13 protein-coding genes and 1 tRNA gene are annotated in these 14,487 nt (G+C 64.7%); 8 read left to right on the plus strand and 6 right to left on the minus strand.

All coding sequences use genetic code 11. The features are described 5' to 3' along the window. Positions 1–126: 126 nt before the first annotated feature. On the minus strand, positions 127–768 hold the full coding sequence (upp, locus tag Q0X61_RS10365; protein WP_297742455.1) for a uracil phosphoribosyltransferase: 642 nt from the start codon (positions 766–768) through the stop codon (positions 127–129). 110 nt (positions 769–878) lie between these two features. Here upp and Q0X61_RS10370 point away from each other — a divergent pair, with 110 nt between their 5' ends. Next, positions 879–1,457, plus strand: a complete 579-nt coding sequence (locus tag Q0X61_RS10370; RefSeq protein WP_297742467.1) for a tRNA adenosine deaminase-associated protein — start codon at positions 879–881, stop codon at positions 1,455–1,457. Positions 1,458–1,482: 25 nt separating this feature from the next. Continuing rightward, a complete protein-coding gene (gene tadA, locus Q0X61_RS10375) occupies positions 1,483–1,932 on the plus strand; it encodes a tRNA adenosine(34) deaminase TadA (RefSeq protein WP_297742456.1) in 450 nt (149 codons plus the stop codon). A 59-nt stretch (positions 1,933–1,991) separates the two neighbouring features. On the opposite strand, the gene Q0X61_RS10380 is transcribed toward tadA, so the two are convergent. Continuing rightward, on the minus strand, positions 1,992–3,428 hold the full coding sequence (locus Q0X61_RS10380) for an NAD-dependent succinate-semialdehyde dehydrogenase (protein ID WP_297742457.1): 1,437 nt from the start codon (positions 3,426–3,428) through the stop codon (positions 1,992–1,994). 250 nt (positions 3,429–3,678) lie between these two features. On the opposite strand from Q0X61_RS10380, the gene Q0X61_RS10385 reads away from it, so the two are divergent. Continuing rightward, positions 3,679–3,766 (plus strand) — tRNA-Ser (locus Q0X61_RS10385). Positions 3,767–4,352: 586 nt separating this feature from the next. Here the strand turns inward: Q0X61_RS10385 and Q0X61_RS10390 are convergent. Both Q0X61_RS10390 and Q0X61_RS10395 read right to left on the minus strand, forming a co-directional pair. Beyond that, positions 4,353–4,895, minus strand: a complete 543-nt coding sequence (locus tag Q0X61_RS10390) for a LytR C-terminal domain-containing protein (RefSeq protein WP_297742458.1) — start codon at positions 4,893–4,895, stop codon at positions 4,353–4,355. Positions 4,896–4,931: 36 nt separating this feature from the next. Next, positions 4,932–5,225: a type II toxin-antitoxin system VapB family antitoxin gene (locus tag Q0X61_RS10395; RefSeq protein WP_297742459.1), complete on the minus strand. Its 294-nt coding sequence runs from the start codon at positions 5,223–5,225 to the stop codon at positions 4,932–4,934. 100 nt (positions 5,226–5,325) lie between these two features. Between Q0X61_RS10395 and Q0X61_RS10400 the strand changes: the two genes are divergently transcribed. Further along, complete coding sequence (locus Q0X61_RS10400) at positions 5,326–6,966, plus strand: helicase HerA-like domain-containing protein (protein WP_297742460.1); 1,641 nt, start codon at positions 5,326–5,328, stop codon at positions 6,964–6,966. A 69-nt stretch (positions 6,967–7,035) separates the two neighbouring features. Here the strand turns inward: Q0X61_RS10400 and Q0X61_RS10405 are convergent, their stop codons facing one another. After that, positions 7,036–8,157 (minus strand): 6-phosphofructokinase, encoded by a 1,122-nt coding sequence (locus tag Q0X61_RS10405; protein ID WP_297742461.1) that lies wholly within the window; start codon positions 8,155–8,157, stop codon positions 7,036–7,038. Between the two features lie 94 nt (positions 8,158–8,251). On the opposite strand from Q0X61_RS10405, the gene Q0X61_RS10410 reads away from it, so the two are divergent. Next, positions 8,252–8,758: a flavodoxin domain-containing protein gene (locus Q0X61_RS10410; protein ID WP_297742462.1), complete on the plus strand. Its 507-nt coding sequence runs from the start codon at positions 8,252–8,254 to the stop codon at positions 8,756–8,758. Positions 8,759–8,760: 2 nt separating this feature from the next. Then, entirely contained in the window at positions 8,761–9,210 is a 450-nt protein-coding gene (locus tag Q0X61_RS10415; protein ID WP_297742463.1) for a low molecular weight protein-tyrosine-phosphatase, read from the plus strand. 675 nt (positions 9,211–9,885) lie between these two features. On the opposite strand, the gene Q0X61_RS10420 is transcribed toward Q0X61_RS10415, so the two are convergent. After that, positions 9,886–11,823, minus strand: a complete 1,938-nt coding sequence (locus Q0X61_RS10420) for a penicillin-binding transpeptidase domain-containing protein (RefSeq protein WP_297742464.1) — start codon at positions 11,821–11,823, stop codon at positions 9,886–9,888. A 98-nt stretch (positions 11,824–11,921) separates the two neighbouring features. Between Q0X61_RS10420 and Q0X61_RS10425 the strand changes: the two genes are divergently transcribed. Both Q0X61_RS10425 and Q0X61_RS10430 read left to right on the plus strand, forming a co-directional pair. Beyond that, entirely contained in the window at positions 11,922–13,106 is a 1,185-nt protein-coding gene (locus Q0X61_RS10425) for a TerC family protein (RefSeq protein ID WP_297742465.1), read from the plus strand. A 5-nt stretch (positions 13,107–13,111) separates the two neighbouring features. Next, positions 13,112–14,440: an MFS transporter gene (locus Q0X61_RS10430; protein WP_297742466.1), complete on the plus strand. Its 1,329-nt coding sequence runs from the start codon at positions 13,112–13,114 to the stop codon at positions 14,438–14,440. Positions 14,441–14,487: the final 47 nt, after the last annotated feature.

Here is a 14,487-nt window from a genome sequence, read left to right on the forward strand (position 1 = left end):
CCCTACTCGACGGTCGGGGTGAGGGCCGGCCCTGCTCGATGGTCAGGGGGGCAGGTCGCCTACTCGACGGGCAGTGCGTCGGGCAGGTGATTGAGTAGCCCGCGTAGCGGGCGTATCGAAATCACGCTACTCAGCCAGGCCGTACAGCCGGTCGCCGGCGTCGCCGAGGCCGGGGACGATGAAGCCGTGTTCGTTGAGCTTCTCGTCCACCGCTGAGACCACCAGTGTGCACGGCACAGCGAGGTCTTCCAGCAGCGTGGTGAGTTTCTCGATGCCTTCCGGCGCGGCGAGCAGGCAGATGGCGGTGATGTCGTCGGCGCCACGGTCGACGAGGAACTGCACCGCCCCGCCGAGCGACCCGCCGGTGGCGAGCATCGGGTCGAGCACATAGCACTGCCTGCCGGAGAGGTCCTCGGGCAGGCGCTCGGCATACGTCGTCGGCTCGAGGGTTTCCTCGTCGCGGCTCATCCCCAGAAAACCCACCTCAGCGGTGGGCACCAGGCGGAGCATGCCGTCGAGCATTCCCAGGCCGGCGCGAAGGATCGGCACGACGAGTGGCGCTGGGTCGTCGAGTTTCTTGCCGATGGTGGGGGACACGGGGGTCTGGATTTCGTGGTCGTGGACGCGCACGCCGCGGGTGCCTTCGTAGGCAAGCAGCGTGACGAGTTCATCGACGAGCCGCCGGAACACCGGCTGTGGGGTATTCCGGTCACGCAGGAGCGTGAGTTTGTGATCGATCAGGGGGTGCGAAACAACACGTACTTCCACGAGGCCAGTTTCCCACATCCCCGCTCTGGTCGCGTGACTGCCCAGCCGGTAGTCTGTCGATTGCGGATGTGGCCGAACCGCTTCCGCCACTGCTAGGGAAGGTGCGTGCCGTGGGCGTGTTCGATGCCGAGGATGCTGAGCCGTTTGATCTCGACGACGTAGACCTCGACGAGGATGATGACGACTTCGACGATGACGACCTCGAAGACGCGTCGGAAGACGACGTCGACTTGGTGGTCGCCGCGTACCGTGAAGACGGCGATCCTATCGTCGTGCCCCTCGACTACGACCTCGCCAACGACCTCGACGAACTGATCCGCCAGCTCACCCGCCTGCCGGGCGATTCGGGCGCCGACGGATTCGTCTCGGTGGGCGGCGACTTTTTCGTCATCGTCCGCGTGCGAGGACGCCTGGTGGAGGTGTTGCTCTCCGACGCCACGGCTGCCAACGAGTGGCCGCTCGCGCGCGACGTGTTGGACTACCTCGGTGAAGACATCCCTGACGAGGACGACGACTCCTACCCGGTCGGCGACTTGGGGATGTTCGCGGCCAGCGGTCTGCGCAGCTTCGAGCTCGAGGCCCTCGCCACCGACTACGACTCCGACTCCTACGAGTGCCTCGAACGCATCGCTGAGAAGTTGAAGATCGTCGACGAATTCCACGCCGCCGCAGCCGAATTCGACAACTGACGTGGGCTCCCGCTGGCATGACGCCATGCGGCTGGCCCTCGACGAGGCCCGTGCGGCCGCCGCTCACGGGGACGTGCCGGTGGGGGCAGTCGTGCTCGATCCCGAAGGCGCCGTCGTCGTGAGCGCAGGCAACGAACGCGAGCTGCATCAGGATCCCACCGCGCACGCCGAAATGGTCGCGCTGCGTCGAGCCTCGGAGGCACTGGGCGAGTGGCGGCTCGAGGGCTGCACCATCGTCGTGACCCTGGAGCCGTGCACGATGTGCGCGGGCGCGATCGTCGGATCACGCCTTGCCAGGCTCGTGTTCGGGGCGTTCGACGAGAAGGCCGGCGCCGTTGCGAGCCTCTTCGATGTCGTGCGCGACCCTCGCCTGAACCACACCGTCGAGGTCGCTGGCGGCGTGATGCGCGACGAGTGTGCGGCCGAGCTGCTCGCCTTCTTCGGGCAACGCCGCGAGTGCTCGCCCCGGCCGTGACCCGAACGCCCAAGCGGTGTCCAGGCCTCGAACCGGGGACGCACCCTCGCGGAGGATAGTTACCGCGGCATCGCGTAGTACTGGGTTTCGAGGTACTCGTCGATGCCCTCGAACGAGCCCTCGCGCCCAAGCCCCGACTGCTTCACGCCGCCGAATGGCGCCGCCGCGTCGGAGCCGAGGCCGGTGTTCAACCCGACGATGCCGTACTCTAGGCGCTCCCCGACGCGCAGCACGTCGCCTTCGTCGCCAAACACGTACGACATCAGGCCGAAGTCGGTGTCGTTCGCGCGGGCGACGACGTCGTCCACGGCGGTGAAAGTCTGCACGGCCACGACGGGCCCGAAGATCTCCTCGTGCGCGATTCGCATATCGCTCGTGATGCCGGTCAAGATGGTGGGCTCGAGGAAGCTGCCGGGCCGGTCGACCGCGTGGCCGCCTCGCACGAGCGTGGCGCCCTTAGCGACGGCGTCGTCGATGAGCGCGACGATGTCGTCCACCGCCTGCTGGTGGATCAGCGGGCCGAGCTTGGTGCCCTCGTCGAGCCCCGGCCCGACGGGCCAGTTGTCGAACTCCGCACCCAGCTTGGCGAGGAACTCGTCGGCCACCGACTCGTGCAGGTAGAAGCGGTTCGCCGCCGTGCACGCCTGGCCGTTGTTACGCATTTTCGCCACCAGCGAGCCTTGCACCGCCTTGTCGACGTCCGCGCCTTCCAGCACGATGAACGGCGCGTTGCCGCCTAGCTCCATCGAGCATTTCAGCACACCGTCGGCGGCTTCCCTGAGCAGGGTTTGCCCGACGGCGGTCGATCCGGTGAACGTGAGTTTGCGCAGGCGGCGGTCGTGGATGAGCGCGTTCGAGGTGTCCTTCGAGTTCGACGAGACGAACACGTTGACCACCCCCTCGGGCAGCCCGGCTTCCTGCAGCACCTCCATGAGCAGCAGCGTCGTGAGCGGCGTCGCTGACGCGGGCTTCACGACGACGGTGCAGCCCGCCGCGAGCGCCGGGCCGATCTTGCGCGTGCCCATCGCCAGCGGGAAGTTCCACGGAGTGATCGCGAACACGGGACCGACGGGTTTCCGTGCGGTCATGATGCGCTGTCCGCTTGCCGGAGCCATGCCGAACCGCCCGTGGATGCGCACGGCCTCCTCGGAGAACCAGCGGAAGAACTCCGCACCGTAGGTGACCTCACCGTAGGCCTCCGCGAGCGGCTTGCCCATCTCGAGGGTCATGAGTCGCGCGAAGTCATCCTTGCGTTCGTTAATGAGTTCGAACGCCCGACGAAGCAGCTCGCCGCGCTCGCGAGGCTGTGTGGCCGCCCACGACTCCGCCGCGTCGCACGCCGCATCGAGGGCCGACACCGCGACGGCGACGTCACCGTCGGCAACCTTCGCGATTACCTCCGAGGTGGCGGGGTTCGTGACGTCCATGGTGGGTTCGCCCACCCACTGGCCGCCGATGTAGTGCTGCTTGGGAAGCTTCTCGAGAAACTCTTCCATGTCACTCCTCATCCATCAGGATTATTTGACGCACGGGCCCGCCCTTGCGCGGGCCCGTCCATCGCCTCGTTGATCTGGTCGAGCCGAATCCGGCGGGAAATGAGCGTTTCAACCGGCAATGTGCTCGACCTCCACATCTCAGCGTAGGTCGGGATGCCCCGCGACGAAACCGCAGACCCCAGATACGAGCCGACGATGGTGCGCGCCCCGGATTCGCGTCAAGCGAAGCGTAAACGCTAAGCTAACCGACGGTGACGTGTCTGAGCGGCCGAAAGAGCTCGCCTCGAAAGCGAGTGTGGGGCAACCCACCGAGGGTTCAAATCCCTCCGTCACCGCCAGCTACTCCCCGAGCCTGAAGGCTCGGGGAGTTGTATTTTTCTGCTCCCGGTGATTGAGTCTCCCGCGCCTATCGCTGGTTGAGTAGCGCCGTAGGCGCGTATCGAAACCACGGCACCGCATCTCGATACGGCCCTTCGGGCCTACTCGATGGCCGGGGCGGGGTGCGTGTCTTCTTCAGCTGGTTGAGTAGCGCCCGAAGGGCGCGTATCGAAACCAAACTCACCCGCTAGGTGGCAGATTCTGGCCCATGTTTGGGCGCGAACCTGCCACCTAAGCTCACCTGAAGTGATTTCGACACGCAGTCTGCGGCAGTTGCTTATTCATCGAGTATCTACGGCCAGATACCGACGGGGTGTGGCACTGAAGAAACTGCAAAACTCGCCATCAGACGCACCCCTCTACGCTCAGCCAAGCGTGAGGCACGCAACTGTTGGCGAGTTTTGCAGTTTTTGTGCCGCTGCGTCTCGGGATTTCGATACGCGGGCTACGTGCGCTACTCAATCACCGAGAGACGACCGGCAGCGGCTCAATCACCGGATACAGGGAGCCCGCTACTCAATCACGGGGCGGCGCCCGGCCACGTGCTCAAGCGGTCGGCGACGGAGAGGATGCCGGTGAGCTCTCGGAGGGGGAAGGCGACGGCGACACGAACTCGCACACCACGCCGCCCTCGGTCTCGATTTGCTGCAGCGGATTCTTCGACATGCCCTCATAGACGGTGCCGACGAGGACGTCGACGCTGCCGTCGACCCGGTCGTCGTGCTCGATCGTGGCGTTTGTGAACGCCGACTGTACGAGCTTCAGCATCGCCTCGTCGTCGGCGCTGCCGCGCACCACCGTCGTTTTCACGCGGTCGTCGGTGTTGCCAGCCCGCAGCACGTTGTAGCCCTGCTGCTTCAAGCTCTCGCTCACCTTGCCCGCCAGCCCGGAAGTGAACCCGCCGTTCAGCACGCGCACCGACACCATGTCGGGAGTGATGATGGCGGCCTTCTTCGTTACGCACGGCGTGGGCGATGGCGACGGCAACGGCGCGGTGAGGCTCTTCCAACCCCAGCTGGCTCCCCAAATGAGGAACCCGAGCAGCACCAGCAGCAGCACCGGAGTGGCGATCAGCCGGAACACACGCACGGCATCCTTCCTTCCTGGGTCAGGCGTCCACCCAATTTACTGCAACTCGAGAACTCGTGCGTGCACCGTGCCGCGCTGCTGCAGTGCGGCACGCAGTGCCCGATGGAGCCCGTCTTCGAGATACAGCTCACCGTTCCAACTCACCACGTGGGCAAATAAGTCGCCGTAGAAGGTGGAATCCTCTTCCAGCAAGGTGGAGAGATCAAGTGTTCCTTTGGTGGTAATCAACTCGTCGAGACGCACCTGCTGCGGGGCGATCTGGCTCCAATCCCGCGACTCGTACCCATGCTCAGGGTAGGGGCGTCCCTCGCCGACTGCCTTAAAAATCACATGCCCAGTCTACTGCGTCACCCTCTAGAGCCAGGAACGCTGCCCCCCGCGCGTCGATATCTTGCACGTGAGCGTCAGTGAATCAGTACAGTGCATACCCGTGAGCGAACAACAGATCATCGACGGATACACCTTCGACGTCCCTTCGGCGACGCTTGGCGTCCTCATGCGCGAGGGTGAACCCGTTAAGGAAGCGCGGATCGGCATCCCGCTGGGCATGTTCAACCGACACGGACTCGTCGCCGGAGCCACCGGCACCGGCAAAACCAAGACACTCCAGGTGATGGCGGAAGCCCTCAGCAACGCGGGCGTTCCGGTGTTTGCCGCCGACGTGAAAGGCGACCTCTCCGGCCTCGCCACCCCCGGCGAGGGGAGCGACAAGTTGTTGGCGCGCGTCGCCCCGCTTGGCCAGGAATGGGAAGCCGCGACGTTCCCCGTCGAACTCTTCGCTCTCGGCGGCGAGGGCAACGGCGTGCCGCTACGGGCGACGGTAACCGACTTCGGGCCGGTGCTGCTGTCGAAGGTGCTGGGCTTGAACCCGACGCAGGAGTCGTCGCTCGGGCTCGTGTTCCTGCACGCTGACAAGGCAGGACTCCCGCTGCTGGACCTCAAAGACCTCATCGAATTGTTGCGCTACCTCACCTCCACCGACGAGGGCAAGGAAGAACTCAAGGCCATCGGGGGTATCTCGACGGCGACCGCCGGCGTCATCCTGCGCTCGCTCATCACCCTCAATGAACAAGGCGGCGACGTGTTCTTCGGCGAGCCCGAGTTCGACTCGTCGGAGCTGCTGCGCACCGCCAGTGACGGCCGGGGCGTGATCTCGCTGCTCGAACTGCCGCAGCTAGCGTCGCGCCCGGCGCTGTTTTCCACCTTCCTCATGTGGCTGCTCGCCGACCTCTTCGAGCACCTCCCCGAGGTTGGCGACGTCGACAAACCGAAGCTCGTGTTCTTCTTCGACGAGGCGCACCTGCTGTTTCGTGGGGCGTCGAAGGCCTTCCTGGAGTCCATCACGCAGACCGTCCGGCTCATCCGCTCGAAGGGCGTGGGTGTGTTCTTCGTCACGCAGACCCCGAAGGATCTTCCCGACGATGTGCTCGCCCAGTTGGGTTCGCGCGTGCAGCACCAGCTGCGCGCCCACACGCCGAACGACGCGAAGGCGCTGAAGGCGTCCGTCGCCACCTATCCCCACTCTGATTACGACCTCGAGCGCCTGCTACAAGAGCTCGGCATCGGTGAGGCCATCGTCACGGTGATGAACGACAAGGGCGCGCCTACCCCCGTCGCGTGGACGAAGATGTGGGCGCCGATGGCGTCGATGGATCCGACCCCCGACGCTGAGCAGCAGCGCATCGTGCGCGAATCACTGCTGTTCCCTCGCTACGGGGAGCCCGTCGATAGGGAATCGGCGTACGAGATGCTGACCAAGCGCATGGAACACAGCGCAGCCGCGGCAGAAGCCGAGGCTCAGGCCAAGGAAGAGGCGGCGAAGGCCGAGGCGGCCGCCGCCGAGCAGGCGAAGATTGAGGCCGAACAGCGCAAGGAGTTTGAGCGCGCCCAGAAGGAATACGAGCGGCAGCGGCGAGCGGAAGAGAAGCGCCTCGAGCAGCAGCGCGCGCGTGAGGAGCGCGAGGCGGAGCGTCGCCGTCGGGAACGCGAGCGCCGGACGGAACGCGTCGTGCGGTCAGTTGGTAAAGACCTGGTTCGCGGCATTTTCGGCATCTTGAAGAAACGCCGTTGACGAAGGGCCAAGATAGATCAGGTTCGTGGCGGGTAGACGAGCCACGAACCTGATCTATCTCGACGCTTCCTAGTCGCCGAGTTCGGTACCGACCGAGCGCGCGGTGGTGATCCACGGGTGGTCGAGCGGCACGAGCGCGAGATTCCCGGCAACATCCTCCAGTGGGACGGCCGCTGCACCCTCGCCCTTCGACGCCACCATGATGCCGGTCTCGCCGGCCTCGATGAGGTCAGCGGCTGCCGCACCAATCACCGAACCGAGCAGGCGATCCGCTGCGACGGGGATCCCCCCGCGCTGCACGTACCCCAGCACGGTCACCCGAGATTCCAAGCCAGTGCGTGCCTCAATCTCGCGGGCCAAGCGGAACGGGTGCTCGCGGTGCGAATCTTCGATGCGCCGACGGTGTTCCTTCGCCACCGCCTTCGCCTCAGGCGTCGGGGCCGACTTCACCAACGACTCCGCCGCCTCCAGCTCGGCTGTGGCCTGCGCGTCGCGGGCGCCCTCCGCCACGGCGACCACCGAGAAATTCGTGCCCTTGCGCTTGCGCTCCTCGATTTTCTCGACGATGGCGTCCAGCCGGTAGGGGATCTCGGGCAGCAAGATCACGTCGGCGCCGCCCGCGATGCCCGCGCCGAGCGTGAGCCATCCGGCCTTGTGGCCCATGATTTCCGCGATGATGACGCGGTGGTGGGAGTGCGCCGTCGAGTGCAGACGGTCGACCGCCTCCGTCGCAATCTCGAGCGCGGTGGCGAACCCGAACGTGTTGTCAGTGTGGGCGATGTCTTTGTCGATCGTCTTCGGCAGGTGCACGACGGGGATGCCGGCCTCGTGCAGACGCAGCGCGTTCTTCGCGGTGCCGCCGCCACCCAGCAGCGCGAGGCAGTCGAGCTTGTTGCGCTCCACCACGTCGGCGATGTCGGGAATCACGTCGCGTGGTTCGCCGTCGACCATCATTTTGTGCACTTTGTCGCGGCTGGTGCCGAGGATGGTACCGCCGAGAGTGAGGATGCCGGAGAGCGAATTGCGGTCGAGCTCGGTCCAGGTGTCCTCCGCCAGCCCGCGAATGCCACCGCGAAACCCAATCAGCTCCATGCCGTACCGTCCAGTTGCGGCCTTGCCTAGCCCCCGGATCGCTGCGTTCAACCCTGGCGCATCTCCGCCTGCTGTCAAGATTCCGATTCGCTTGGCCATGAGGTGCCTTCCTGTAGGTGTTCTAGACGATACCGTTCACCGTGGCGCTTGGGGCAACGTAGGGCCAGGTCGGCCCAGATAATAGGCTGGAGCCATGAGTCGGATTCTCGTCGTGTACAGCACCCGCGCAGGGACGACGGCGCACGTCGCCACCCTTCTTTCGAAGGGGTTACGGGCGCATGGCCACGAGGTCACCGTCGCATCTGCATCCACCGACCCGACGCCAGATGGGTTCGACTACTTTGTGGTGGGCAGCAGCATCATCGCCAACTTGTGGAATGCCGAGGCCATCGCGTGGTTGCAGCAGCACCGAGCGACGATTGCCGGGCGCACCGCCTTGTTTAACGTTTGCCTCACCGCCGCAAGCCCGGAGCACAGAGAGGAAGCCCTGGCGCTCAACACCAAGGCGGCGGGCATTGTGGAGCCTGTGGCGATGGAGACCTTCGCCGGGCGTTACGAGCCCCAGAAGGTGTCCTGGTGGCGGCGCCTGTTGATGCGGGCCATCCAGCAGCCCCCGCAAGATCATCTCGATCCCGCCGCGATCACGCGCTGGACAGCAACGCTTTCCGACATCTTCGACAACACTTCCGAGGAGCCCTAGCCATGCACATCATGTTCGTCTGCCACGGCAATATCTGCCGCTCTCCGATGGGGGAGCGCGTCGCGCGCCGGCTCGTCGACGAGCGGGGCGTGGACATGCGCGTCACGTCGACGGGCATCAGCGCCGAAGAGTTTGGTAACCCCATGGATTCCCGCGCTCGCAAGGTGCTTCGTGACAATGGTTACGACGGTGACGGCCATGTTGCGCGCCAGCTGACGCAGCAGGAGGTGGACGAGGTGGACGTGTTCGTCGCGGCAGAGCGTCGGCACGCGCAGCGCATCATCGCGCTGGGGGCCGACCCGGCCAGCGTGCATCTGGTGTCCGACTTCGATCCGGAAGGTGAGCCGGGCGACCCGCTGCCTGATCCCTGGTACGGCGGCATGGAGGACTTTGAGGAGACCCTCGCCGTGCTGGAGCGCGCGGTCCCCGCGCTGCTCGATTCGTTGGTCTGACGTCCGGCGTATCTCCTCCCTGGTGATTGAGTAGCGCCCGTAGGGCGCGTATCGAAATCACCCCCGCAACAGTTTCGGGAACCGAGCTCCGCTCGCCCCTCAGCCACTGAGCCCAAGGGCAAGCTAACCCAATATCCACACGCGTTTGCTGATATCGGGGTTGTTGGGCTGTTTCGAGAAACGCGTGTGGATATTGGGTTAGCTTCGGTGGGAGAGTCCGGTTTCGACTCGGCCCTGCGGGTCGAATCAGCCATCGACAAGAGCTCCTCCCCTCCCGGCTGCCGTATCAGAAGCTCCAGCAGAAAAACCTCATAATCCGTACGCAGTTTGACCAACCCCCCTAGATCAGGCCCTTCATCTCATCTGGGTACGGATTTTGAAGTTTGGTGGCCGGGTTTCGATACCCGCCCTGCGGGCGCTACTGAACCATCTGGGCAGGATCGGTTTCGATACGCTCGCTTCGCGGGCTACTCAACCATCGGGCTCGATGGGGTTTCGATACGCCGCCTGCGGCGGCTACTCAACCACCGGGTGGCCGGTCGCGTTGTCTGGTCGTCGAGTAGGCGGCGTAGCCGCGGTATCGAGACGCCTCGCCGGGTTTCGATACGCGTCCTTCGGACGCTACTCAACCATCGGGGGGGGGCGACGGCGGCTGCTCAACCACCGGGATCGGCATCAGGAGAGCACTTTCTTCACCAGCGGGCCCGCCACGGAGCCGCCCGAGCTGCCTTCCTCGACGAAAGCCGCGACGGCGTACTTATCGTTGTAGGCGATCATCCAGGCGTGCGTCTTCAACGCATCGCGCTTGCCGAACTCGGCGGTGCCCGACTTCGCACCCTGAGCCACGCCCTTCAATGTGGTGCCGGTACCGTAATCGACGGTGGCTGCCATCATCTTCCGCAGCTCTGCGGCCTCCGCGCCGGTGAGGGGTTTCGCCGTCGACTTCGCCTTGTGCCCTTCGACGAGCCAAGGAATCACCGTCTCGCCCTTCGCCACCGACGCCGCCACCGCGGCCATGCCGAGCGGCGACATCGTCACCTGCCCCTGCCCGATCATCGACGCGGCCCGCTCAACGTTGGCCTTGGGCTCGACGGTGCCGAAGTACGAGCGGAACCCTGCGTCGTAGTCCACCCCCACCCCGAGCGAAGCGGCGGCATCGTGTAGCTCGGCGTTGGTCACCTTGCTCGACGCCTTCGTGAACGCGGTGTTGCACGAGTACGCCACGGCGTCGGCCAGCGTGATCTTCCCGGTGTGTGCATAGCCGGGATAGTTATGGAATACGTGGCTGCTCATGGCGTGCGTCGCCGGACATTCGACGGTGGAGCCCGCCGTGCTTCCCTTACGCACCAGCGCGAGGGCTGAAGCGATCTTGAACGTGGAGCCAGGCGCGTACTTGCCGAAGGTGGCGTAGGGGAAGTCGCCCGCGTCCTTCGAGTTCGCTGCCGCTGCGACGCCGCCGGTGGCCACGTCGATGACGACGATCGACGCCACCCCGGATTGGTTGCTCAGCGCGTCCTCGGCTTTCTGCTGCACGTCCCGATCAAGCGAGAGCTTGATCGGCGCACCCACCGACTGCTCCTGGCTGAACACCACGATTGGGTCCAGCTTCTCCGTCGCATCCTTGCGCTGCACGAACTCGACGCGCACCCCAGGCACGCCGCCGAGCTGATCGTTGTACCGCGACTGCAACCCGCTCAGCCCGACCACGTCGTTCGGCGAGAGTTTCCCGTCGGACTTCTCAACCATCTCGGCAGTGGGCTTCCCGACGGTACCCAGCAGGCTGGCTGCGAACCCGCCGGAGGGGCCCTGCGTCGATTTGATTTCGCGCACGTGCAGCCCAGGCACGTCGTTCACCTCGGCGGGGATGTCTTGCTGCTTGAGTGTTGCCGCCACCACAAATTGCTTGTCACCGCCCGCCATCAACTTCTTCTCGTATGCGGCGGCGTCGATGCGCAGAAGGCCTGCGAGGTGACGCGCAGCCTCCTGCCACACGCCCTTGTCGGCACTTGATTTGTCGATGCCGACCTCGAACAGCGAGATCTCTTCGGCGAGCGCCACCCCGTCCTTGTCGTTGATGGGGGCACGCTCTGGGCGATCCACGATACGGCGCATCCGGTTGCTGGAAGTGAGCCGCGAATGAATGATCGACGGCGACCACTCCAGCCGCCACTGGTCGTTCACCCACTTCATGGTGGCCTCGGAGCTGTAGGTCCACGGGTGCACACCGACGTTGAGGCTGAACTGCAGCGGGATGATCGCCGCGCGCTCGTCGGCCTTGTACCCGACCTTGCCCACCTTTACCTTCGGCTTGATGCCGTCCATCCCGGCGAAGATCGTCGCCAGCTCATCTTGCGCGCTCTGCCCGGTCGACTGCATCGGCACCTTCGAGATGTCCAACGCCTCGAGTGCCTTGGCGAACGCCGCAGCGGCATCGTCGGCGGAGGACGCCCCTTCCGGAGGTTCGGCCTGGGCTCCCGAAGGCAGTGGGGCCGACGGTGTCTCGTTGCCGCCTGACCCACTCGAGCAACCGGCCAGCAGCAATAGCGCGACGAGCCCCGTCGCCATCCAACGTCGAATCACGATGACCTCCAGCACCCAGAATAGGGCAGCCATCCGGTCACTCGTTGGGGTGAGCTACCCTGGATGGGGTTCGCCCAGGGCCGACGCCCTGCTGCACCCGTGTCGCGACATCAAGAGGAAGTCACTCCACTTTGACCGAGATTACCCCCGCCATCTGGGCCATCACCCTCGTCGTCATCGGCGGCCTGCTGGTCTTTGATTTCGTATTCCACGTTCGTAAGGCGCATATTCCGACGTTGAAAGAGGCGGCCATCTGGTCGGCCATTTACGTCGGCATTGCCATCATCTTCGGCTTCGTCCTGATGTATGGGCTCGACCACCAAACTGGAATCGAATACTTTAACGGCTACATCCTGGAAAAAGCGCTGAGCGTTGACAACCTTTTCGTATTTCTGGTCATCATCGGCAGCTTTAAGGTGCCACGTGAAGATCAGCAGAAGGTGTTGCTGTTTGGCATCGTCTTCGCGCTCATTACCCGAAGCCTCTTCATCTTCGCCGGCAAAGCCCTCATCGACGCCTTCCAGTGGATGTTCTACATCTTCGGCGCGTTCTTGCTCTGGACCGCCATCCATATGCTGATGCCGGAGAAGGAAGACAGCGACGAGGCGAACAACTTCATCATCCGAACGGTGAAGAAATTCGTCCATACCTCCGATCAGTACGACGGTGACAAGCTGTTCACCTACGTTGACGGCAAGCGAGTGCTCACCCCCATGCTGTTGGTGATGCTCGCCATTGGCGGCACCGATATCCTCTTTGCATTTGACTCCATTCCGGCCATTTACGGCGTCACGCAAAATGTGTACCTGGTGTTCACCGCAACGGCATTCTCGCTCATGGGCCTACGCCAGCTGTATTTCCTGATCGATGGATTCTTGGATCGCCTCGTGTACCTGAAGTTTGGTCTCACCGCCATTCTCGCTTTCATCGGCGTGAAGCTCATCATCCACGCGATGCACGAAAATGACGTGCCGTTCATCAACGGTGGTGAGCCCATTCACGTCATTCCCGAGATCGGCGCCTACACCTCGCTGTACGTCATTTTGATTATCTTGGTGCTCACCATCGTCGGCTCGCTGCTGACCCCGTCGGGCAAAGCACTCTCGACGGCATCCGCACTGCACCGCGAAGCGACGGCCTACGTGCAGTCGGTTGGGCAGTACACGAACGTCGAGCGCTACGAACAGTACGAGAAAATCCTCCGGCTCGAGAAGAAACTGGCTGGCCTCCACAGCAAGCACGTCGACAAGCACGCCAAGGATGACCACGACGAGGTCGTCGCCCAAGCGCACGCCCTTCGCGCACAAGGGAAGTAGCGTCAATGGAATTGTGGCGCGCACTGCAACGGCTGTGGGTGCGCGACGAGTTCCGTCGCCTGCTGGTGCTCCGCTTCACCGCCCAAACCGCCGACGGGACGCTTCAGGTGGGCATGGCCAGCTACGTGCTGTTCTCACCCCAATCCCAGCCGGACGCCGGCGCCATCGCCGCAGTGCTCGCCATCTCGCTCCTGCCCTTCACGCTGCTCGGCCCCTTCGTGTCCCCGTTGCTCGATCGTTGGTCGCGACGTGATGTCGCCTTGTGGTCGAACGTCATCCGAGCGGTGTTGACGCTCATCATCGCCGGCATCGTCTTCGTGAACTGGACGAGCGGGGCCGGCACCACGACGCTCATGGTGCTGCTGCTCGTCGCGTTGAGCCTCAATCGGTTCATGCTCGCCGGGCTGTCGGCCGGCATGCACCACGCGGTCTCCCCACGTGAGTATCTGTCGGCCTCGTCGATCATCCCGATGGTGGGACCGCTCGGGGTCGTTGTCGGCGGCGCGATCGGCCTGGGTATTCGGCTCGTCCTCGGGCGATTCGTGCCGACGCACGTCGCCGATGCGGTGATCTTCGTCGTAGCCGCCGCCATATTCGTGTGGTCGGCGCTGGTGTCGACGACGTTCTCCCGCGGCGCGCTCGGCCCCGACGAGCAGGAGGAGCTGCCGTCGATGCGCCACGTGCTGCGCGAGCTGGGCGCCGCGAGTGTGCACCTGTGGCAGCGCAAGTCTGCGCTGCTGGGGCTCGTCGATATGGCGGTGACGCGTTTCCTCTTCGGGCTGGTCTCAGTCGCGCTCATTCTGGTGGCCCGCAACCGGTGGCATCCCGTCACTGAGCCCGACGCCGCGCTCGCCGACCTCGGGGTCTGGGGCGCGATGACCGGTGCCGGCTTCCTGCTCGCCGCCGTCGTCGTGCCCTCATCGGTGAGCCGCGTCGGGCTGCGCACCACCCTCGTCGCACTGCTCTCTCTCGGCGCGGCATCCACCCTCGTCGTGACGTTCTCGGAAGGCCGGTGGGTGCTGTTCGGCATGAGCTTCGTCGTAGGGCTGGTGACGCAAGCAGTGAAGGTATGCGTCGACGGGCTCGTGCACGCACACGTCGACGAGACGTACAAGGGCCGCGTGTTCACGTTCTACGACATGGCCTTCAACGGTGCCTACGTGCTCGCCGCAGTGGTGGCCATGTTCGCGCTTCCCGCCGACGGCGTCTCGTCGCCGGCGTTCGCCGCAATGACGGCGATCTTCGTCGCACTCGCGGCGCTGACGGCTTGGGGCGCGGCGAGGATCACCGTCGCAGAGTTCGAGCGCGGCTCGGAAGACCTCGCGCGGGCGTAGGCGCCGGGTAGGCTGGTGCCATGAAGCGCAAGCTGCTGTTGTTCCTC

It is taken from the genome of uncultured Tessaracoccus sp., assembly GCF_947255005.1.
In the GTDB taxonomy this organism is placed as follows: Bacteria; Actinomycetota; Actinomycetes; order Propionibacteriales; family Propionibacteriaceae; genus Arachnia.